The organism is Thermostilla marina, from assembly GCF_054657455.1.
On sequence record NZ_BAAHYR010000001.1, the window covers coordinates 4,426,779 to 4,449,950 of the forward strand.

Annotated in this window: 13 protein-coding genes and 1 riboswitch; of the genes, 3 read left to right on the top strand and 10 right to left on the bottom strand. The window is 61.3% G+C overall.

From position 1 onward, the window contains the following. Nucleotides 1–78: 78 nt before the first annotated feature. Nucleotides 79–2,793, bottom strand: coding sequence for a pyruvate, phosphate dikinase (gene ppdK / locus ACYQ2I_RS16010; protein ID WP_460168037.1), 2,715 nt, complete (start codon nucleotides 2,791–2,793; stop codon nucleotides 79–81). 514 nt (nucleotides 2,794–3,307) lie between these two features. On the opposite strand from ppdK, the gene ACYQ2I_RS16015 reads away from it, so the two are divergent. Then, the gene (locus ACYQ2I_RS16015) at nucleotides 3,308–3,970 is read left to right on the top strand and encodes a CPBP family intramembrane glutamic endopeptidase (protein WP_460168038.1); all 663 of its coding nucleotides are present in this window, start codon (nucleotides 3,308–3,310) and stop codon (nucleotides 3,968–3,970) included. A gap of 6 nt (nucleotides 3,971–3,976) precedes the next feature. Here the strand turns inward: ACYQ2I_RS16015 and ACYQ2I_RS16020 are convergent, their stop codons facing one another. Beyond that, nucleotides 3,977–5,623, bottom strand: a complete 1,647-nt coding sequence (locus ACYQ2I_RS16020; protein ID WP_460168039.1) for a chemotaxis protein — start codon at nucleotides 5,621–5,623, stop codon at nucleotides 3,977–3,979. 337 nt (nucleotides 5,624–5,960) lie between these two features. On the opposite strand from ACYQ2I_RS16020, the gene ACYQ2I_RS16025 reads away from it, so the two are divergent. After that, nucleotides 5,961–7,007, top strand: a complete 1,047-nt coding sequence (locus ACYQ2I_RS16025; RefSeq protein WP_460168040.1) for an N-acetyltransferase DgcN family protein — start codon at nucleotides 5,961–5,963, stop codon at nucleotides 7,005–7,007. Between the two features lie 246 nt (nucleotides 7,008–7,253). Here the strand turns inward: ACYQ2I_RS16025 and ACYQ2I_RS16030 are convergent, their stop codons facing one another. From ACYQ2I_RS16030 to ACYQ2I_RS16055, 6 genes are all read right to left on the bottom strand, one after another. Further along, the gene (locus ACYQ2I_RS16030) at nucleotides 7,254–8,096 is read right to left on the bottom strand and encodes a DUF4465 domain-containing protein (RefSeq protein ID WP_460168041.1); all 843 of its coding nucleotides are present in this window, start codon (nucleotides 8,094–8,096) and stop codon (nucleotides 7,254–7,256) included. 169 nt (nucleotides 8,097–8,265) lie between these two features. Beyond that, nucleotides 8,266–9,102: a DUF1559 family PulG-like putative transporter gene (locus ACYQ2I_RS16035; RefSeq protein WP_460168042.1), complete on the bottom strand. Its 837-nt coding sequence runs from the start codon at nucleotides 9,100–9,102 to the stop codon at nucleotides 8,266–8,268. Between the two features lie 53 nt (nucleotides 9,103–9,155). Further along, nucleotides 9,156–9,400, bottom strand: a riboswitch (cobalamin riboswitch). 95 nt (nucleotides 9,401–9,495) lie between these two features. Continuing rightward, nucleotides 9,496–12,402 carry a hsp70 family protein gene (locus ACYQ2I_RS16040; RefSeq protein ID WP_460168043.1) on the bottom strand — a complete coding sequence of 969 codons (2,907 nt, stop codon included), beginning with the start codon at nucleotides 12,400–12,402 and terminating at the stop codon, nucleotides 9,496–9,498. Nucleotides 12,403–12,498: 96 nt separating this feature from the next. Then, on the bottom strand, nucleotides 12,499–14,295 hold the full coding sequence (locus tag ACYQ2I_RS16045) for an Hsp70 family protein (RefSeq protein ID WP_460168044.1): 1,797 nt from the start codon (nucleotides 14,293–14,295) through the stop codon (nucleotides 12,499–12,501). A gap of 204 nt (nucleotides 14,296–14,499) precedes the next feature. Further along, on the bottom strand, nucleotides 14,500–15,033 hold the full coding sequence (locus ACYQ2I_RS16050) for a DUF2760 domain-containing protein (RefSeq protein WP_460168045.1): 534 nt from the start codon (nucleotides 15,031–15,033) through the stop codon (nucleotides 14,500–14,502). A gap of 225 nt (nucleotides 15,034–15,258) precedes the next feature. Beyond that, entirely contained in the window at nucleotides 15,259–16,800 is a 1,542-nt protein-coding gene (locus tag ACYQ2I_RS16055; protein WP_460168046.1) for a hypothetical protein, read from the bottom strand. Between the two features lie 425 nt (nucleotides 16,801–17,225). On the opposite strand from ACYQ2I_RS16055, the gene mgtE reads away from it, so the two are divergent. Further along, nucleotides 17,226–18,596 (top strand): magnesium transporter, encoded by a 1,371-nt coding sequence (gene mgtE / locus ACYQ2I_RS16060; protein WP_460168047.1) that lies wholly within the window; start codon nucleotides 17,226–17,228, stop codon nucleotides 18,594–18,596. A gap of 37 nt (nucleotides 18,597–18,633) precedes the next feature. Here mgtE and ACYQ2I_RS16065 read toward each other — a convergent pair whose 3' ends face one another. Both ACYQ2I_RS16065 and hrpA read right to left on the bottom strand, forming a co-directional pair. After that, complete coding sequence (locus ACYQ2I_RS16065; protein ID WP_460168048.1) at nucleotides 18,634–19,011, bottom strand: nitrous oxide-stimulated promoter family protein; 378 nt, start codon at nucleotides 19,009–19,011, stop codon at nucleotides 18,634–18,636. A 64-nt stretch (nucleotides 19,012–19,075) separates the two neighbouring features. After that, complete coding sequence (gene hrpA, locus ACYQ2I_RS16070) at nucleotides 19,076–22,984, bottom strand: ATP-dependent RNA helicase HrpA (RefSeq protein ID WP_460168049.1); 3,909 nt, start codon at nucleotides 22,982–22,984, stop codon at nucleotides 19,076–19,078. Nucleotides 22,985–23,172: the final 188 nt, after the last annotated feature.

The following is a 23,172-nucleotide window of genomic DNA, read 5'->3' on the forward strand; positions in this document are numbered from 1 at the left end:
CGGTCGGATGTCGACTCGGTGCTTCACACTCTTTCGACCGAATACCGGCCGATCAATCGCGTGGGGTTCACCATCAAACTATTTCTCGGCCTTGATGGCGGCCTGCGCCGCGGCCAAACGCGCGACCGGCACGCGGTACGGCGAGCAGCTCACGTAGTTCAGCCCGGTCTTGAAGCAGAATTCGACCGAGGCCGGCTCGCCGCCCTGTTCGCCGCAGATACCGATCTTCAGGTCGCCGCGGGTACCGCGTCCCTTTTCGACGGCCATCTTGATCAACTGCCCGACGCCGTCCTGGTCGATCGTCTGGAACGGATCGGCCGCAAGGATACCGTTCTCGATATAATCGGGCAGGAAGCCGCCGACATCATCACGGCTGAAGCCGAAAGTCATCTGCGTCAGGTCGTTCGTACCGAACGAGAAGAACTGGGCGGTCTTCGCCATGCGGTCGGCCAGCAGGCACGCCCGCGGAATCTCGATCATCGTCCCGTACAGGAAGTCGACCTTTTGGCCGGTCTTCTGTTCGACGTCGGCGCTCACACGATCGACGATCTTCTTGACGACGTCGAGTTCGTTCACGTCGCAGGTAACCGGAACCATGATCTCCGGATGCGGATCCTTGCCCTCGGCCTTCAGTTCGGCGGCCGCTTCGAGGATCGCCCGAATTTGCATCTCGGTGACGGCCGGGTAGGTGATGCCCAGTCGCACACCGCGATGTCCCATCATCGGGTTGACTTCGTGCAGCTCTTTGCCGCGCTTGTTGACCTCGTCGACGGTGATGCCCAACGCTTTCGCCAGTTCGGCCTGCACCGAAGGATCTTGCGGCACGAACTCGTGCAACGGCGGGTCGAGCAGCCGGATGGTGACGGGAAGACCGTCCATCGCTTCCAGCGTGTTCTTGATGTCGCGTTTGACGAACACGGCCAGCTCGTCGATGGCCTGTTGCCGTTCTTCGTCGGAACTCGACAGGATCATCTTACGCAACGCGAACAAAGGCTCGTCGGAACCTTCGCCGTAGAACATATGCTCGGTCCGGAAGAGTCCGATGCCTTCGGCACCGAAATCGCGGGCGACCTTCGCGTCGGCCGGCGTATCGGCGTTCGTCCGCACGCCCAACTTGCGGAACTTGTCGGCCATCGCCATGAACTTCTGGAACCGCGGATTCTCGGTCGCATCGATCAAGGGAAGTTCTCCCTTGTAGACCTTCCCCTTGGTTCCGTTCAACGTGATCAGATCGCCTTCCTTGAGCGTCACGTCACCGACGGTCAACGTCTTGCCGGCCACGTCGATTTTCAAGGCACCGGCACCGACGATGCAGCACTTACCCCAACCGCGGGCAACCAAGGCGGCGTGGCTGGTCATACCACCGCGCTGCGTGAGGATCCCGACGGCCGCTCGCATACCTTCGACGTCTTCGGGGTTCGTTTCTTCCCGAACCAGGATGACCTTGCGGCCCGCCTTGGCTGCCGCCTTGGCGTCGTCGCTGGTGAAGACGATTTCTCCGACGGCGCCGCCGGGACCGGCGGGCAATCCCTCACAAAGCACCTCGGCCGACTTCTCGGCGTTCGGATCGACCAACGGATGCAACAGCTCATCGAGCTGGTTCGGCGACACGCGGGTGACGGCCGTCTTCTCGTCGATCAGCCCCTCATCGAGCATATCCATCGCCATATTCAGCGCCGCCGTCCCCGTTCGCTTACCGTTACGGCACTGCAACATCCAGAGAGTTCCCTCTTGGATGGTGAACTCGATGTCCTGCATGTCGCGGTAGTGCTGTTCCAGCTTATTGCGAATGTCGACGAGCTGCTTGTAGAGCTCGGGCATCTCGGTTTCCAGCGACGGGAGATGCTTGTTCTGCTCGTTCTTGGTCTCTTCGTTCAACGGGTTCGGCGTGCGGATACCGGCCACCACGTCCTCACCTTGGGCGTTGACCAGCCATTCGCCGTAGAACTTGTTTTCACCGGTGGCCGGGTTGCGGCTGAAGGCCACACCGGTCGCCGAATTCTCACCCATGTTCCCGAAGACCATGCTTTGCACGTTCGTGGCCGTACCCCAGTCGTCAGGGATTCCTTCGATGCGCCGGTACGCCACGGCCCGCTTGCCGTTCCAGCTCTTGAAGACGGCACCGATCCCGCCCCACAGTTGCTCGAAGGCGTCATCCGGGAAAGGCTTGCCGAGGACTTCCTGGACCTTCGCCTTGTACTGCTCGCACAGCTCTTTGAGGTCGTCGGCGGTCAGGTCGGTGTCGGCCGTGTACCCTTTGGCCTCTTTCATTTCGTCCATCAGCTTTTCGAGCTGCTGACGAATGCCCTTGCCTTCCGCGGGCTCGATGCCTTCGGCCTTTTCCATCACCACGTCGGAATACATGGTGATCAAGCGGCGATAAGCGTCGTACACGAAGCGTTCGTTGCCGGTTTTCTTGATCAGGCCGGGAATCGTGGCGCTGCACAGCCCGACGTTCAACACCGTCTCCATCATGCCGGGCATACTTTGCCGGGCACCCGAACGACACGAAACGAGCAGGGGATTTTCGGGATCACCGAATTTCATCCCCATGGCCTCTTCCGTCTTCTTCAGGGCTTCTTCGACCTGCTCTTTGAGCCCTTCAGGATATTGGCCGTCGTGCTTCATGAAGTAGGTGCAGACCTCGGTGGTGATCGTGAAGCCGGCCGGAACGGGCAGGCCCAAGTTCGCCATTTCGGCCAAGTTCGCACCTTTACCACCGAGCAATTCGCGCATCTCGGCGGTTCCTTCCGTCCCCTTCGGACCGAAGAAATAGACGTATTTGCTTGCCATGATCTGTTACCCTCAAAAAAGAGATGGAAAGTGAACGTGTTGTCCCGGAAGCGGCCTGTCCGTGTCGCCTCCGTGTCGCTGGTATATCGAAGATCTCAACCTGCCGATGTCGTGCCGACCGGTCGGATTGTTCGGGCAACCGCACTGCCGACGGCACCCTCATTTTCTACTGACAAATTTGACCGAGGTTGCCCTCCCGGCGAATCGAGTGGAAGCGACGGTCGGTCCCCTTTGCGGCGGGCGAGTGACACAAAACAGAAATTGCGCAGTTTATCGGTGGGGGGGTGAACCGTCAAGGAACCCCAAATTGGGGCCATGTGATTGCAGCGCGACCATCGATTACCTATCTCCTCGATTCTCTAGCCGTTACGCGATTCATGCGCTACGAAGCCCGCTTGCGGTGCCGTCTTGTGTCCCGTGGATCTCGGCATGATAATCGCAATAGCGTTGACCGATTCGACGGCACGGTTTTCGGTTATTTCGCAACATCCGGTCGAAAGGTTCGCCCCTCCGCATGAAGAATCTCGAAGACGACCGAGGCCTCTTGGGCACCAAGCTCTTTCTCATCGGCGTGCTGTTCGAATTGGGGGCCGGGATTGCGGCCTTGATCGCCGGCCGGGTGATCGGCTGGGATGTCCTTCAAACGCTGCAATGGTCCTCTTCGGGACTTCTTCTCGGCACGGTAGCAACCATCCCGATGATCGGATTTCTGGTGCTCAGCGTGCACGTGCCGTGGCGGGTGTTCGTCGAGCTACGCGAAACCATCGAAGAGGTGCTCGTGCCGCCGTTTCGCAAGATGTCGATCATGCAGCTTGCGATCTTGGCAACCGCGGCCGGGTGGGGGGAAGAACTCTTGTTCCGCGGACTGCTTCAGGGATTCGTCGCCGACCGTTGGGAAGGAAGCACCGGCATCGTGATGGGCATTGTGGTCGCGAACTTGTTGTTCGCTTGTGCCCACCCGGTGTCGAAGACCTACATGGCCGTCACCGGCGGCTTGGGCGTGTACCTGAGCTTATTGTGGTTGTGGTCGGGCGATCTTGCCGCGCCGATTACCGCTCATGCCGTGTACGACCTGCTGGCACTGCTGTATCTACTGCGAATATCCCGCCGGCCGCCGTCGCAACACGGCAGCACCACGACCGACAAAATCGTCCCCGCTTCTGAAGACGATGCGTGACGTCGCTCACGCATCGAGCGCCTTCTCAAGATCTTTGGCCAAGCGCTCGCCCGAAGCCAGCGCACCGGCAAGATCGTCTTCCGGCGGATTCATCAGCATGTCGAGCCAGCCGATGTAACGGTTCAACATGTCACGCGGCCATTCGCCGCCTTCTTCCCGCTTTACCAACAAGCTTTCCATCAGGTGAGTGCAACGTGTCACCTGGTCCAAGGGCACGACGGTCGCTGCCGATTTGATCGTGTGCAACGTGCGGGCGATCTGGAAGCTGACGTCCAATTCCGGTCGATCGCCGGTGATCTGTTCCATCAGCCCGAGCAACGCCTTGCGGTGGGTGAACAACTCGTGCATAAACGTTTGCCAGAGTTTCGGATCGACTCCTTCCGGCTCGGCCGGCATGAACTCCAAAGCCGCACCGTCCTCGCTGGAAACGTTGGTTTCCGGCGCTTGTGCGGTGGATGCCTCGTTCTCGGCTTCGGCGGTCGACACGGCTTCGGGGTCTGCCGAGGTCGTCTCGACGGCCGGTTCCGATTCGTCGACTGCCGGCGGTTCGTCGGCGGTTTTCGGTGCGACGTCGGCAGCCGGTTCCGAAACCGGCGCGGTCGGAATACTTTCTGCCGTAGCCGCGGGTGCTTCGGGAGCGTCTACCGGCGTTTCGCCGGTCGCATCTTCTTGCACCTGCGCCACGAGCGAGGCCACGGCCTGAAAATCCTCGGCCCTCGACTTCTTCTGCTGGTTGGCGATCAACTCGTCGGCCAATTCGACCACCCGATTCAATTCGGGTTTTGCCACCTGGGCATCGGCGCCTACCGCCTTGCCTTTTTTGAGATTGTCGGGCGTAATGATCGACGAATAGAGCAACACCGGGATGCGGTTCAACTCGGAGTGGCTCTTGATTCGTTTTGTAAGATGGAACCCGTCGACCTGCGGCATCTCGACGTCACAGATCAACAGGTCGGCGATTTGGGAGACGTCGTGCGTCTCTTCCCAACGGGCTTCCAACCACTGCCATGCTGTTTCGCCGTTGTCGAAGAACTCCAACTGAGCGTATCCGCTGTTTCGCAAGGTCGATTCGATCGCCTGACGTACCGTCGGCGAATCTTCGGCGACCAGAACGCGCAACTCTTCGCGGGGGAGCCCCAGTGGGTTGTCGATCGGGTCGGTTCGGAAGAACTGTTCGGTGATCGTATCGAGAATCATCTCGAAATCGAGCATCACGATCAGCCGATCGTCGCAACGGGTCAAGGCCGTAACCGGCGTGTGCGACAACGCCGAAAGCCCCGGCATCGACAACACATTCTTCCAGCTCAAGCGGTAGATGCGATCGACCTGATCGACCAAGAAACCCGTCTGTTGTTGGTTCAAATCGGTCAAAATCAAGGTCGATTCGCTGCGTTCTCTTGTCGGATAGATCCCCAGATGATCCAACAACGACACGCAGGGAATCACCCGGTTGCGCAGCTTGAACACACCGCGAACCGACGGATGCGCCTTGGGTAAATGCGTGATCTCGGGAGCGGGAAGAACCTCGCGCACCTTTGCCACGTTGATGCCGAACGTGTAGTCGGCCACCTCGAAGACGAGAATCTCCAGTTCGTTCGTGCCGCTTTCGAGGAGAATCTCTTTGTCCAACAGGATATTGCTGAGGCTGGTCATACGGTCGTTCCCGTTCAAAAACTGGTGATTGCCCCACGCGCAAATGGCCGGGCGTCGTGCCCCTACGCTCTTTCGCCGAAATGCCGCGCATTCCTCGGCGCTACAAGGCTAGCTCATCGTTCGGAATCGACCGAACAAACAGAGAAACTACGCAAACTTTGCGGGCACCTGAACATCCACGACAATAGATACGTTCGACACCCGATGGAGCTAGGCGCAAGCGACATCCCCCCATCAACGCAAACAATCGGTACAATACGACCCCGACAGATGAGAGCGGTCACCGTTTTTCGGCGTGTTGGTCACCTGCAAATCCAAGTTCCTCAGGAGGGTCTCCGTGACGGCGAATCGGCGGATGGTTCTATTGGTCGACGGCTACAACGATCCTCAGCGGGCGAAGACGGCCTACAGTATTCTCCGTTATCGTTCGCATGAGGTCGTGGCCGTGGTGGATCGAGCCTGCACCGGAAGAACCGCCGGCGAAGCCTACGGCGTGGGCGGCAACGTGCCGATCGTCGGACGGCTCGCCGACGTACCGGATGCCGGGGCGTTGGTCATCGGCATCGCGCCGCCGGGCGGAAAGATCCCGCCTCAATGGCGCCCGATCGTGCTCGAGGCGATCGCCCGCGACTGGAACGTGGTCTCGGGGTTGCATGATTTTCTCCGAGACGATCCGGAATTCACCGCCGCCGCCGAACGGGCGGGCGTGCAATTGATCGATGTCCGCGACAACAGAGAACGTGACGTCGCCACGTGGGAGGGCATACGGGACGACTGTCTGCGAATCCACACGGTCGGCAACGACTGCGGTGTCGGGAAGATGGTCACGGCGATCGAGTTGACCGAAGGCCTGAAGCGGGCCAGCGTCGATGCCAAGTTCGTCGCTACCGGTCAAACCGGCATCATGGTAGAGGGCGACGGCTGCCCCGTCGATCGCGTGATCAGCGATTTCGTGCCGGGAGCGGCCGAAAACCTCGTACGGGCGAACCAACATCACGAGGTCATCGTCGTCGAGGGCCAAGGAAGCCTGTTTCATCCACGGTATTCGTGCGTTACGCTCGGGCTGTTGCACGGCATCCGACCGCACGGCCTCATCTTGTGCTGGGAAGCCGGTCGAACGCACGTCGGCGGGATGCCGCAAGTAGCGTTGCCGCGCCCCGAAGAACTGCGCCGCGTGTACGAGCTGGCGGCCAGTTTGATGCATCCGTGCCGCGCCGTCGGTGTGTCCATCAATACTAGCCGATTGGACGACCGCGAAGCCGAAAGAACCTGCCTCGAGGCCCGCCGACGCCTGGCCTTGCCCGCCTGCGACATCTTTCGCCACGGTGTCGGCGACCTGGTAGAGGCCGTCCTCCAGTTACGCCGGATCTTGTTCGATCGGTGAGCCGGCCCGGCTGCCGAAGCGCCCGACCTCGGAAAGAAAACCGTGCCGCTCTCAAAAACAACAGACCCCGGGGAGGGGACCCGGGGTCTTTGAACGCCGATAACGTCTCGGCGTCCTCGGAGGGGATTTGTCGGCGTCTGCGCCGACACTCGGGTGCCGCGCGTTACAGACGCATTCTTGTGTCCATCGTTCACAGGCGGTACGGGGCGACGTCGCCTTCCGCAACCGTACCTTGCTTTCGTCGACTCAAACCTTCGCTTTGCGACGGCGACGACGCACGAGCCAACCGAGCCCGACGGCGCCGGTTGCAAGCAATACCGCGCTTGCGGGTTCCGGCACGGGCGCCACGGCCGAGCTGAACACGAGGTTGTCCATCGCAAAATAGGCCGGGGTGTTCATGCCCCATGTACCGACGTCACTTGAACTCAGCTCGAAAACAAGCTGCTCCGCCGCCGCGATCGGTGACAGATCGACCGTCGTCCAGGTATCGACGATATAGTCGAGGCTGTTGTCGTCAAAGCGAAAATCGGCCAAGTAGAACTCGACGGTGTCGAGGATCGTACCTTCGGTCGTCTTGCCGATGATACTCAACAGGAACCAATCGGGATCGCTCCCCGACGAGCCGCCGAATTTCTTGGCGAAGCTGTCGCCGTGGAGCATGGAATAGTAGGCGTAGGTGTTGTTCGTGAAATCGGCGGAAACCAGATCGACACCGGCCGGCACGTCGATCACGGCCTTGTTGCCGCCGAATAGCGAGTAAAAGCCCACGGCATACGTTTGGGATCCGCCGGCCCCCGTGCCGGGAACGGCGGTCCACTGGTGTTGCCACTGGTTGGCACCGTAGTCGGTCGTGTCGGTCTCGTTCGAATAACTGAATCCCGACCAGCTTCCCCACGCGGCATTGTAATTGTTGTGGAAGGTGAAGCCGTTCGAGACGAACGTGTTGTCGCCGTCGTTCGGCGCCCCGTTCCAGTGGCTGTCGGCGGCCAATCCGGCACCGACATCTTCAAAGTCGACCACGCCGGCGACGGCGGTTGCGCTCGTCGCAATGAGAGCCGTGAGGGTGCACCAAAACACCAGTCTGCGCATCTGACGATACCTCCTCATGTTGTCGAAATTCGATAGCTGCCCGTCAATCGGTCGTCCGATCGACACCTACGGTATCCATTGCCCCGGCGTGATTCCATCACGCGGCGTCCTCCCGACACCGCAACACACAGGCACTTCTCGCGATCGAATGATCGAGGCTGCCCCGGCTTCACCACCCGCCACCGATGGTTTCGCCGCCTGCACGCGTACACAATGCGGCGAGAATCTTCGTATCCATCGTTTCCCGCAGGAACCGGGCCGACCCGTCGGTCAGCAAAGCGTTGGCTCCTCCGGGATGTTCACTGCGGATATCGTTTTCGAAGGCGGGTGCTTGATTGATGGCGTAGGCCTGATCGAACACGTTTCGTCCGTTGATCCACTGACCGTCCTTGAATTCGGAGTCTTCCGAGATGATCAACGTGTTCGACGTTCCGTCGAGAACGTCGGTGATCGCCAAGGCCCGATCGTACAGCATCATTCCTTTCGGCGGATTGTTCGGGCTGGTGATTCGTTCGCCATAGATCCCACCGTACAAGCAAGGCCCGCGTCCCTCACGCAGATCGTACGCATTCGGTGCGCTGGGGCACACGTAGACATCGAGCACGACGGCGGCCGCTTCGGCGTTCTCGTCCGCATCGAACGGTTTGCCGGTGTCGATCTTCCGGTACAGGTTTTCCTGTTCGATGAACGGCAACAGCAGCATCGACCAGGCGAACTGCCGGCCGTCGGGCTGCATGAACGTGCGAGGCTCGATTCCGCCGGGCGGAAACGTACCCAGCGTGTCGTGATAGTTGTGAAGCCCCACACCCATTTGCCGCAAGTTGTTCAGGCACGACGCCCGTCGCGCCGCTTCTCGCGCCATCTGTACGGCGGGCAACAACAGCGAGATCAAGATGCCGATGATGGCCATCACCACCAGCAACTCGACCAACGTGAAGCCGCGCGCACTTGCGGGGCGCACAGATCTTGCGCGAGACCAACAGCGAGAAACAACGCGAATCGCCACGAAAACCACCTAAGCCGACAGACTCAGCTCGACCGTCTCCGTCCCTCGCAGAGACCGGCAGCCCTGCATTGGTAGGTCTTCTGACTCCCGAGCATCGGTCCGACCCGGCCTTCTCGTCGCGTTCCAAGGTTGTACGTCGAGCTGCGACAATGGCCGTCGAGACTGGGCAGACCTTATCGACGGAAAACCGTCGACACGCTCGGTCACAGCGGCGGGGACCGTTCCGGATTCTCACCGGATTCCCTGTTCGTCGAACCGATCAGCGATCGGCTCGACCACCAATGCCCAATTGTGCAATTCACTGTATCAGGGGACCGGAAACGGGTCAACAAGCAAAGCGGAGTTTTCTTGCCGACTGGAATCGTCGTTTATCACCACCTCCGAACGAGGGATTCACGCAAGCCGAAGCCCCAACGGAAGCGATTCGCCGAAGACCATTTTGGCCTCATCCGCCTCGAGCGAGCCTCCTTCGCGAACCAAGGTGACGAAGTGTTCCGGAGCTTCTTCGCGCGATAGCCACACCACAACCTTTTCCCGCAGTCGTTCCGGCACGTCGCGGTAACGATCGTCGCAACGCCGCGCAAGTTGCATGACGGCGAACGACAACAGCGGCCCCGTGTACGGCGAGTCCATCAATCGCGACAACCAAGCCGCGGCCGTTTCCGGCGGGACGACGCAATTGAGCGGCCCGTACATCGGCACGCGGGCGCCGAGTCGCCCCATCGTCCAACAGACGGCATCCCGGACCGGTTCCATCCGCCGCTTCGGCATCAGGTCCAACAGCATGTCGCCCAGCTCGATCTTCCAAGCGGTCGGCAACAGCTCGAGCGCCCCCAACAAACGGAGGATTTCCGCCGTTTCGTGCGTCCCGAAATTGAAATCGGAGCCGCCCTTGCCGCCGACGGCCTGCCTGTGAAGGCTGCGCAACGCCGAAAGCAACGGTCCGGCGAGCGACTGTTGCTGCCCGGGCGTCAATCCCCCGGCAACGCGCCGCCACAAAATCCACCATTCACTCCGACACATCGGACCGGCATGGATCAGCCGTCCCTGCAATTGCTTCCACGTTTGCTCGACACGCCAATCGTCGGCCGAAAGTCCGTACCCCGGACGAAGCGAAAACCCCAATAAGTTCAGCCAACGCGCCTCGTGGACCGGGCTGCGGCGACGCCCGGCCTCACACTCGATGAGTACCGCCCAAATACGCCGCAACAAGGTGGGCGGCCACATGTTGCGATTCATTTCCAGCGCACGCGAAAGCCGCTTCATCAGCCCTTCGGGTTTATCCTTCCCCTTGGGAGCGAAAGTTGCCGTAATAAGCGACTCGACGGTATTCCACGTTTCTTCATCGAGAACGCCGGCCATTTCGCCGACGGTCCCGCGGGCCTCGATCTCCGTTCGAGTCGCCGAACGCACGTCGAATTCCAATCGCCACGAGCGTTTGCCTTCGGCTTCGGCACACCACAGTTCGAGCGTTCCGATCTCGGTCAATGCCGCGTGCAGTTCAACGGGAATCTCTCCGACCTCGCTCCGCTTGCGGGTTTGCAAGACCGTGCGGATCGGCGGCAAGGCCGTCAATTGTTCCTCTTGGTACTGCACCAAGGTTCCGGGACGATCGGTCAACCGCGTACTCGAATAGAAAATCGGAAACTCGACCGGCTCGCCCAACCGCAAAGTGAACGTCCGGTCGGACAGACGCACTTCCTGACCCGGCTCGATCCCTGCCGGAACGACGCACAATGCCGTCGGTGCCGTTTTCGCCGACATCTCCGGCGACGAATCGGCCGAGACATCCTCCTCCGCCTGCGAATCTTCCGCGGCGTCATCGGTGACGACCGATTGCCGACACTCGTCGTTTTCTACGGCAACCCCCAGGTAATACGTCCTCGCCAATCCCGCGGCAATGCGAACACCTTCGCCGCGGCGCACCATCCCGTAGTACGCAGCCCCACGAGCGACGGCCAGATGAAGCTGGTCGTTTTCAAGAACCAGCGGTTCCCAATCACCGGAACCGAACCATCGTTTCAGCACAGAGACGACTCTTTCACGCACCGCTGCGGCGGCAAACATGCCGCCGTTGAACAAGACGATGTCGGGACGTGCGGGGTCGTGATCGTCGGGAAGCGGCTCGTCTCCGACGGTTACGTGCCGATGCGCCGTCAAGAACGCCGCCAGATAGCGTGTCACCGCCGGATCGGGGGCGTAGGGAAGCCCGAACTCCCGGAACCCCGACCGTTGTGTTTGCGGGCGCGATTCCAAATCGACCGCCGGAAAGAAGCCGTCGAGCAAGACCGACTCGACCTCGTCGCGTGTGACTTCGACACGAATCCCGCCGCCGATCAGTTTCGAACCTTCACCGGGAATCGTCAACGAATACGTTTCGGGAGGGTTGTCTCCGAGCAGCACCTCTTTCGCCGTACGACACCGCTGCACGAGCGCCGACCATTGCCGCGGCGAAAGAGTTTGTTGAATCCGTTCTTCAAGGTGTTTCGCCAGGGCCAGGTCGAGATTATCGCCCCCGAGGATCAAATGCTCGCCGACGGCCACTCGGTGGAACTTGACTCGGCCCGATTCGTCGCCCCGCACGCGAATCAGGGTGAAGTCCGACGTTCCGCCGCCGATGTCGCACACCAAGATCTTGTGCCCCGGTTGGACGAACGACTCCCAATCGTCGCGATGCCGATCGATCCAGGCGTAAAACGCTGCTTGGGGTTCCTCGATGAGGACCAGCCGATTCAATCCGGCGCGGGCGGCCGCCTTGATCGTCAACCGTCGCGCCACCTCGTCGAACGACGCGGGAATCGTGAGTACGAAATCTTGCGAGGCCAAGGGATGGCCGGGGAAACGGACGTCCCACGCGCGGCGAACGTGCTCCAGGTAGCGGGACGAAACATCCACCGGCGACAACCGCTGAACATCGACCGCTCCCTGCCACGGCAACAGCGGCGCCGTCCTATCCACGCCCGCGTGACACAACCACGATTTCGCCGAGGCGATCACGCGACCGGGCACGAGCGTCCCTTGATCTCTGGCGAACGCGCCCACCACGTACCCGAGCGGTTCGTCGTCGAACGGCAAACACAATGCGTGGCTGGGAAACTCGCCTTCGGCCGGTTCGTAGTGGAACGAGGGCAGGACCTCCAAGGATTCGACTTGCCCCGGCGCCGTCAACTGGGGAATTCGCAAGACCTCGACCTGCCACGGCACGCGGTGCGTGTCGATGTAGCACACCGCCGAGTTCGTCGTCCCCAGGTCCATGCCGACGACGTAACGCCGTTCATTTCCCGTAACCTCGGTGGTCATCGCGTTCGTTTCGTCCTGGTTCTATCGTCAAACGTCAAAAGCCTTCGGCCCCATCGGCCGGCGAGGCGAGGCCGTTCGAAAAACGATCTTCCCGGTTCAGGCCTCATCCGTGTCTTCTTCCCGCACGCTGAACTCGAGCTTCCAGCGTCGATCGTCCTGCGTGCTCAAACACCAAAGCTCGAGCATTCCCAGCTCGGTGACTTTGGCATGGAACCGGACGGGCACATACTCACCCTCGTTGTCCTCGGCGGGCAGACACGCTTCCATCGAGTCGGTCTCGACGAGCTCATCCTCATCCCACTGGGTCAACAGCGTGCCGGGCCGATCCTGTTTGCGCACGGAAGAGCTGAAGAAACGAAACTGAACGGTTTCGCCGACAACCAGTCCGACCGGACCGCCAGGCACGTCGCATTCGGTCCCTTCTTCCATACCGAAGGGAGCCACACACAAGGCATTGAGCGGGCGCGGGGCCCCGGGCACGGCCAGTCCGGCCGTCTCGATCCCGACGTAGTACGCCCGGGCCGTGCCGCCGCGAATCCGCACGCCGCCGTGCTCCTTGGCCCATCCGTAGTAGGCGGCTCCTTTGGCGACCGCCCGATCCAGATCGCGTTGTCCCGGCAACAGTTGCGGCGATTGCTCGGAAAACCAGCGGCCCAACACGTCGATCAAGCGGTCTTGCAGCCGTTGGGCCTTGAATACACCGCCGTTGAGCAACACGAAATTGGGCACGGCCGGCTCGCCGCCGTCGCCTCCGTGGGCACTCAAGAATGCCGCCAGGTGTCGCGTGACCCCGGTATCCGTCTCGAACGGCAACCCGATTTCGCGGAAGCCCGACGCCCGGCGTTTTGCCGGTCGATCCTCGACATCGCAAACCGGGAAGAAACCGTCGACCAACAGCTGCGCCACCGACTCGCGATCGACTTCCAGCGAGACGGTCCCCCCAATCAGCCGACTGCCGCGTCCCAAGACCGAAATCTTGTGTTTTTCGGGACCGTCGGGGGCCAACAAGGCTTCCTTGGCCGCCCGGCAGGCATGCCACAACGCGACCGACTGCCAGGGATCGAGCTTCGTTCCCTGTTCGGCGAGCTTGCCGGCCACGAAATGGGCCAACGTCAGGTCCATGTTGTCGCCGCCTACGAGCAAATGATTGCCGACCGCGATCCGGCGCAACACGAGTTCACCATCTTCCTCCGAGACACCGACCAACGTCAGGTCGGTGGTGCCTCCTCCCACGTCGCAGACCAACACCTTCTCGCCGACCTTCAAATGCTTTCGCCAGCGATCACCGGTCTCGGCCAGCCACGCGTAAACGGCCGCTTGCGGTTCTTCGAGCAACACCAGATCGTCGGGCAATCCGGCCGCCAGCGCGGCCTCGCGAGTGAGCTCGCGTGCCGCGGCATCGAACGAGGCCGGGACGGTCAGCACGACGCGTTGCCCGGCAATCGGTGCATCGGGAAAGGCTTCTTCCCATGCCGCCGCCAGATGCTCCAAGTAGCGTTGCGTGGCGGCCACGGGCGAGACTTTGGTCACCTCCTCTGGCGCGTTCCACGGCAGGATCGGTTGCCGTCGATCGACTCGGCTGTGACACAACCACGACTTCGCCGCCCCGACCGTTCGCTGCGGCGATTCGGCCGATCGCCGTCGCGCCAGCTCGCCGACGGCGTATTCCCGTCCCTCGGCCCACGGTAGATCGAGCGACTTCTTCTCTTTTTCTTCGGGCGTGCCGAGGTACAAAAACGACGGCAACGATCCCCGCGATTCGACCGTCCCGGGGGCGGTCAACTGCGGCACTTCGAGGATCGCCACTTCGGCGTCCTCCTCCTGATTGGGAACATATGCGATCACGCTGTTCGTCGTTCCCAGGTCGATTCCCAAAATATAGCGAGCGCTCATGGCGAGTTTTTCCTCAATTCATTGCGAGGCACGTTTTCGATGCGATACGAGAACTGCTCGAGCGTCACAGAGCACCGACCGCACGCCGACCGGCAATGCAGCACGAACGGCAACGGACGGTCCCTGCGAACCGCAAGGCGACACGGCACGACACGCCGCCGGGCGTCCTGCTGCCGCAAAGCGCATTCGAAGCACGGGAAAGGGTCAACCGACTTCGACTTCCGCCGGAGCGACGACCAGGGCGGCTTCGGCCGATCCCGACCACGACGGCAGGTCGCACCGATTCGCCTTCCACCCGTGATGAGTGAGCTTGCCGGTCAACGGCGGCTCGCCCACGTTCCCCACAACGCGAAAGATGCCCGGATCGTATCCGGCGGGCACTTCCACCGTGCTGCCTTCCTCTTGCTCGACGACGGGGCCGAAGTCGAACATCCGCTTCAAGACCTCGCGGGCCTGCCGATGCACGTCGCGCACGGCGGCGCCGATTTGCGCGTCGTCGTAGGCGTCGAGCGACTCTTGCATGAAATCCAAGAAGCGGGCTTCGCGCTGCAAGGCTTCGAGTAAGATCAAGGCCTCACTCTTGGTCGGCTTCTTGGGCTCCGGCTTCACTTTTGCCGCAGCCGGTTTTTCCAGAGCGGGTTTGTCCGGCGGCGCCGCCAACAGACCGGCCACCTGTTCGGCTCGCCGGCCGTCGAACAACGTCGCAAAGAACGCCCGAATCGCAGTCCACAAACGCATATCGTATAACCCTCGACGGACAGGAATCCCAAAACGGACGCAGAGAAACACCTCTGCGATTACGCCACAGTTTTTCTCCAAGACGACGAACTGTGTCGCCCCGGCGCGCACCTAGACCGCAGGTTGCTTGTACAATTTGAGGGGGAAGTCGATCGGGGTGTCAAGCCCCGCGTTTCGGCGGGATTGTACGCACCGGTCGACGCGATCCGACGGATCCGCCTCGGATCATGCCCGCCACGGCCGCACCCGATCGAGCTTTCCGTCGAGAATCGACGTCACGAGGTTCGCGTTCTCGACGACTTGAAAGTCGTACATCCCGGCACAGACGACGTCGGCCCCGTTTTCGAACGCGTAACGAAAGGCTTCTTTCGGCTTGATCGCGCCGGCCGCCAACACCTTGAAGGCGATCCACGGTTGCGGCAATTGGGCCATGTAGGCCTTGGTTTCGTCGGGATCGAAGCACCATACGTTATCGTGCTGATCTTCCAGGTCGGCCGACCAGTAATTGTGGTGATGGAAGGTCTTCATCCAGAAATCGGGCGTCAATCCGGCCTCGACACATGCCCGGATCGTTTCCAGATGGTGTCCGCCGATCCCCGCCGGAATTCCCGCCTCGCGGAATTTGTCGAGCGCTTCGGCAATCCAGTCGATATGCCCCGCCTTGACGTATTCGTCGGCAGCCGCTCCCTGCACGTACGCCGCACACGCGCCGTGGTCCAACGAGTAAGCAATGTTTTCGAGCAGCCCTTTGCGATCCTTCCCCTTGCATTGAGCAATGAACTGGATTTTGCCGATACCACGATCCCAATACTCGTTGATGATCGGGGCCAACATGGGATTCGTCAGAATCGTGTCGATACCGCATGCCTCGGCCAATCGAAACGTCGCGAAAATCCGGTCGGGCGTGTGGTACGCACGGATGAGCTTCGACACGTAGATCAAGTCGCGCGCGTGGGCAAACCCGTTCATCAGGTTTCCGCCCAAGATGACGCGACTGAGGGTCAAATCGTTGATCTTCGCCTTGGGCACCGGTTTTTCGAGCTTGTCGAGCGTCTCAAAGCTGAACACCTTGATCGACGGGGAGGCCGTCGCGTCGAGTCGAGCAAGCAAATCGTCCTGTTCGTGCGACCGGTACCCCTTTTCTTCCAGGCACGCCCACACCAAGCCGCCGAAAAACGGCACACCCGTCAGCGAGGCCAGCAGTCGTCGCCGCGCCAGTTTGCCGCTCGGTGTTTCGGGCGGCGCGATCGCGTCGGCATCGGAGGGAACCACGCGGCGGCGGCGGCGGGCTTCGGCCCAGTACTCGACGATGCCGTCCAATCCCCACAGATTCGGTGGAACGGCGGCGATCACCAGCAGCATGATCGCCTCGATCAGCGTCGGATTGACGAACAGTACCGGTCCTTGCCCGCCGGGCGCAGGCTGGCCGAACGCGGGCGGATAGGCGAAATAATACAGGAACAACAGCAAGGCCCCGAGCCCGGCCGAAAGACGCGTCATCGCCCCCAAAACCAACGCGGCCCCCAAGAGCAAAAGTCCCCATACGTTCAACAGGTCGACTGCCTGCAAAACGCGCGGATCCGAAGCCAACCAATGATAAAACGGTGCCAACGGGCCGACGGCGCCGTTCAAGTAAGGCGCCGCCGTCCACAGAGGATCGTTCCATTTGACCCACCCGGCGTACGCCAGATGCCAGCCGATCCCCACACGAACCAGCATCAACAGGAAAGACGACAGCCGAGCCCCGGTCCGCTTTTCGTGGCTCATGGAAGGCTCCGGTATAATTTGGGGAACACCAAGGATTTCGACGCAGCGACACCTGATCGCGCATATCGCAACCTGCCGCTGTATGATAACTTATGACCAAAGCGGTCCGCAAAGCCGACGGGGTCTTCTTCGGCTCGCTCGTGCCCGCCGACGAAGCGCCGCGGCACCACACGACGCCTCCGACACCGCAACGCCCCGACAGCCCCATACTGGGCACTTGCCCGAAGTCGGCCAGGGGTTAAGATTGCCCAATGGCGTCGTTTCACGGATACGGTGTGCAAGCGCTGAACCGTCCGCCGCAAACGCCGGCCCCGACGTCCAACATTCCACATTTTTTTATTGTCGTCAATACAAACCCCGGTCGGAAGGGCTGTTTTCGGCCGGGGTTACGTCATCGGTATTCGGCTGATTCCGCGAGGTGCGTCATGATCAACACGCTCTATCTACCGGAGCTGCGCGAGATGCTGGCGGAGCGGGACGAGAACGGTCTCCGCGAGTTCTGTTCAGCGCTCCACCCCGCGCGAACCGCCGAATTCATGGAGGGGCTCACCCCCGACGAAGCGTGGGAAGTCCTGCGCTTTGCCGACGACGCCACGCGGGTGGAGATTTTCCTCTACTTCGATCGTGAGCGCCAGTTGGAAATCCTCCGTCGCGGCGATCCGACCGAGATGGGACCGTTCATCGGTCAGTTGCCCCCCGACGATCGGGTCGACATCCTGCAAGACCTCGAACCGGAACTGGTCGAGGCCCTGATGCGGTACGTTCCGACGCAGGAACGGCGCGACATCATGCGGCTGTCTTCGTACCCGGAAGACACCGCCGGGGCGATCATGACGACCGAGTTCGCCCGCATCAACCGAAACGTCACCCCCCGGACCGCGCTCGAAGAAATCGGCCGCCAGGCCGAAGAGCTCGAAACCATCTACTACATTTACGTTGTCGACGAAGAAAACCACCTCGACGGCGTCGTTTCGGCCCGGCAACTATTGGCGGCCTTGGGTAAGCCGAACGTGCTCGTTCGTGATCTGATGGAAACCGAGCTGATCACGGTGCACGTCAACGACGATCAAGCCGACGTTGCCCGCAAGGTGGCCGACTACGACTTGCTGGCGATCCCCGTCGTCGACGACGAGCGACACTTGCTGGGTATCGTCACTCACGACGACGTGATCGACGTGTTCGTCGACGAGGCCACCGAAGACGCCCACATGATGGGTGCCGTGACGCCTTTGGAACGCAGTTACCTCGACGCGCGCTTCTTCAACATTTGGCGCAAGCGGGTAGGTTGGCTCGCCCTGTTGTTGGTCGGCGAATCCCTGACGATCGTGGCCATGACGCGATTCGAATCGGCCATGGCCGCCGTGCTGGCCTTGAGCTTCTTCGTTCCCTTGTGTATTTCGACCGGCGGAAACTCCGGTTCGCAGGCGGCCGCCTTGGTGATTCGAGCATTGGCTTTGGGCGAAATCACCGTCGGCGATTGGTGGCGCGTCGTCCGCCGCGAGGTTCTCATGGGGTTGGCGATGGGCGCGGCGTTGGGCGTCATCGGCTTCTTGTACGGGGCAATGACCCCCGCCGTCTCGCTGGGCGAGATATCGCGATGGATGCTGGCAACGGTCGTCGGTTTGGCAATCGCCGTCATTTGCCTGTGGGGAACGCTGGTCGGCACGATGCTCCCGATCGGGTTTCAACGGCTGGGAATCGACCCCGGTTTTGCATCGAACCCCGCCGTCGCCACGCTGGTCGACGTCACGGGTATCGTGATCTATTTCTCCGTCGCGACGTTGTTGATCTTGTAGCCGAACTTGGAACAAGTCGGCGGGCACCTGCGACGTTTCAGCGGTTTTCCTCCGCCCGTTTCGGCGGCTTTTCGGGTGGGCGACGCCGGCCGTCGACCAGGAGATGCATGAGGGCCAGGTACGGATGACGGCCGAGCATCCGCGGACCGGCATAGCGCATCACGGCTCGAATCGATTCCCTCATCTGCGGCCGGTAGCAATGAATCGGGCAGTTCGCGCAGGTCGGCTTTTCGCCGCCGAACGGGCATCGATCGATACGGCAGAACGCATATTCCAAAAGCTCGGCGCAGGCATCGCACAGATTGCCGGCAGCCGATTCATTACTTGAACGGTGATGATCTCGGCAATAAAGGCGGATCATCGCTTGAACCGTCTTTTTTTCTCGTTGCAACCGTCGCGGCGGTCGACCGGCCATATGGATTCTCTCTTCACGCAGAGACCTTTGCACTCGCCCGCGGCAATTCTATGCACGACCGGTTTCAGCGGCGAACCTTTTCCCATTGACGATCGAGTCGCTTCGTCGAAACGGTGACCTCCGTCCCGAGCCGCTGGGCGAACATCGATACGCGGAACTCCTCGATCATCCAGCGGAAGTGCTCCAGTTCGGGATCGACGATGTCCATCTCGTCGTGCAGACGCTTGCGCCGGTCGTACATTTCCTCGTAACGACGGATGGTTTCCATCGCTTCGCGGTCGCGAAACAGGTTCCCGCTGTGCAACGCTTCGAGCCGAAGGCAAATCGCTTGGAAATATCGTGGAAAGCACCGCAGCCAGCGCCACGGTGTTGCCGTGAGAAAATGAGGACGCAACAAGCGATCCATTTGCCGACGGATGTCGGTAACCACGTCTTCCCACTGCGTGCTTTGCGTCTTCTCGACCGCCAGGTGTGCTTGGTAACACTGTTCCAACAAGGGACGCACCACGGCCACGACCTCTTGGACGGCGACCGGCAACCGTTTCTTGCCTTCGGCCAACAGCCGGCGATACTCTTCTTCGCTACGGGGAATCGCGGCCTCAGCCCAGCAGGCGCGGTCGGCAACGAGCAGTTCGAGTTCCTCTTGCAGATCGAAGTCGGGAATCACCGTCGCCTGCATCGCCAGCTTTTGCCGGTCGGGAAACCACTCCAACTGTGTTCGCAACGGCCCGCGGAACTTCATCGCAAACAATCGCCGCAGGGCGAAGCGGGTTTCGCTTTCGGCCCGGTGCGGCTGATCGGCCAATCGTAAGGCGACCGAGTTCCCACAATCGACCAGCATGGGGTAGGCCGTAATGCGAATACCGCCGCGAGAAACGGTAATCGACTCGGGTAGCTCACCGAAATCCCAATCGGTGATCGCGTCGCGATTCCAACGGGGATCGGCGACCGTGCCGCAACCGCGATGTTCGACGCCCATGCGACGGCGCAAATCCTCCCAGTCGCGACCTTCGGCCAGTACGTTGCCCGACCGATCCACCACCCGCAAGTTCATCACCAGCTCGGGCGGCACCTTGCTCATGTCGAAATCGTCGACCGACACCGGTCGCCCGGCAATACGGCTCAACACCGACGCGACGGCCGGCAACATGCGTCCTTCGCCGAAGCGAATGGTTTGCGCCACGGTGCGGGCGGTCTCGGCCGCAGGAATGAGCAAGCGGCGCAGGTTTTTCGGTAACGAGCGGATCAACGCCGTCACCTTCTCTTCGAACAATCCCGGTACCAGCCATTCCAGCCGCTGCGGATCGATGCTTCCCAACGCCTCGACCGGTACGGTCAGCGTAACGCCGTCGCGCACGTCGCCGGGGGCGAAGGTATACTCCAACGGCAACGCGGCGTCGTCCAGCGGCATGGTGTCGGGAAAATCGTCGGGCAACGACGACGGCAGCCGCTCGCGGACGAAATCACTCTCCGACATGAACAGCACACGGCGATCTTTGCGCTCGGCCTTCCTGAGCCATTTGACCAGTGTGTTCACGTCGTACACGTGGTGCGGAATACGGGCGTCGTAGAAATCGAACTGTGCCCATTCGCCCAACAGCAGATCGGCACGCCGCAGCTTGATTTGGGCCGATTCCATCGCCTCGCGCAGGGCCCGGTTGTGCCGCAAGAACGCCGCACGCAGCCGCGTTTGCCCTTCGATCAATCCGTGCTGGATCAACATGGCGCGAGCGGCCGCCGGATCGACCGGTCCGTAAGGCACGCGCCGCCGAGGCACCACCGGCAAGCCGAACAACAACACCTTTTCATAGGCCATGGCCGCCCCGCGTTTCGCGCTCCAGTAAGGATCGACGTACTGCTTCTTGACCAGGTGCGGGGCAAGGTCTTCCACCCATTCAGGGTCGATGCGGGCGCAGGTCCGCAAATAGCGACGACCGGTTTCGAGTACCTCGGCTGCGACGATCCATGCCGGCTTTTCGGCAAACAGGGCCGAACCGGGCCACAGGACGCACTTGTTCCCGCCCGCCACCACGTATTCGTGTTTCGTCTTGCGAAACGCCGTGTTCGACAACAATCCGCTCAACACGGCGCGATGGACGGCCGTGTAATCGTCGCGGCGTTTGCCGGGCTTCCACCCTTGAGCGACGACCAACCGTCGCAGCTCGAGGTACAGTTCGGCCCACTCGCGCATGCGGTTGTACGAAAGAAAATGTTGTGCACACGCTTTTCGCAAACGACTGCGGGAAAGCTTGCTCTTCAAGTCGTGGTAGAAATCCCACAACTTCAAGAAACCGAAGAAGTCGGATTCCGGATGTTGAAACAGTGCGTGCGCGTTGTCGGCTTCGGCAGCTTGTTCGATGGGGCGGCGTCGCGGATCTTCGCATTCCAAGGCCGCGGCGATGATGAGGATTTCGGTCAGGCATCCTTCCTCGACCGCCGTCAGGATCATCTTGCCGATTCGCGGATCGACCGGCAATTCGGCGAGGCGGCGACCGACCTCGGTCAAACGGTGCTTCTCGTCGATCGCCCCCAACTCGAACAGGGTTTTCAGCCCGTCGCGAACGGCGTCGCGTCGTGGCGGGTCGAGAAAAGGAAAACCCTCGATCTCGCCCAGCCGCAGCGCCTTCAATCGCAAGATGACGGCGGCCAGGTTCGTTCGTTGGATTTCGGGCGGTGTGAACCGGTCGCGTTGCAACAGGTCTTCTTCGGCATAGAGCCGGATGCAAATGCCCGGTCCCTCGCGCCCGCATCGACCTTTTCGTTGTTCGGCAGAGGCCTGCGAAATCGGCTCGATGGGCAGTCGTTGGGTCTTGGTGCGCGGCGCATATCGACTGATGCGGGCCGTCCCCGAGTCGATCACGCAACGAATACCCGGCACCGTCAACGACGATTCGGCGACATTCGTGGCGATGACGATCCGCCGTTTATTGTGCGGCTGGAAGATCCGTTGTTGTTCTTTGGCCGGAAGTCTTGCGTACAACGGCAACAACTCGCAACGGCGCAATGCCGCATCGCCTGCGTTCGCCTTCGCCCGCAACAGCTTGGCCGTCTCGTGGATATGCCGCTCGGTCGGCATGAACACGAGGATATCGCCGCGTGCTTCCCCCATCAGTTCGTCGACGGCATCGAGTACACCTTGCTGCCAATCGACTTCGTCGGCCCCGTCTTCGGCGATCGGGGGCCGATAACGGACCTCGACGGGATACATCCGCCCGGCGACCTCGATCACCGGCGCATCGCCTGCGGGCGTGCGAAAATGCTTCGCGAATCGCGCGGCATCGATCGTCGCCGAAGTGATGATCACTTTCAGGTCGCGACGCTTTTGCAGCAAACGATGGAGATATCCCAACAAGAAGTCGATGTTCAACGACCGCTCGTGGGCCTCGTCGACGATGATCGTATCGTACTGTTCGAGAAAACGGTCGGTCTGAGTCTCGGCCAGCAACATGCCGTCGGTCATCAGCTTGATGAGCGTGTCGGGATCGGTGGCATCGGCGAAACGAACCTTGTAACCGACCTCACGACCGAGCGGCACACCAAGCTCTTCGGCGACGCGGGCGGCCACGCTGCGGGCGGCGATGCGCCGCGGCTGCGTGTGCCCGATCATCCCCGCCACGCCACGCCCCAGTTGCAGGCACAATTTGGGCAGTTGCGTCGATTTTCCCGAGCCGGTTTCGCCGCACACGATCACGACCGGGTTGTCTTGGATCGCGGCGGCAATCTCGTCCAATCGCTCGGTGATCGGCAACGCCGGATCGAAGCCGACGGCCGGTACACGCGATTTTCGCGTGCGGCAACGTTCAATCGAGGCCTCGAGCCGAGTCTGCCAAGCGCTGAGTTTCGCTTCGACAGGCTTGCCCGCGGCCTGTTCTTGCCGGATACGGTCCAGATCTCGGCGCAACCGAAAGCGGTCGGCCAGCATGGCCGAACGGATGGCCGATCGAAGATCCCCTTTGCGACTTCCTTCGTTCACGTGCTTCTCAATGCAACCGCTTCGACGGTGTGTGCACGCCCCGACGGCAGGGGCACTCGGTGATTCCGATTCCGAGGCCCCGTACCCCATCCTATCGAAAGAACAGGCAATTTGAGAAGGTTGACGATTACCTGCAAGCAAGAAACAGGCAAAGGCGTTCCACATCCGCACGCGGAACGCCTTTGCGG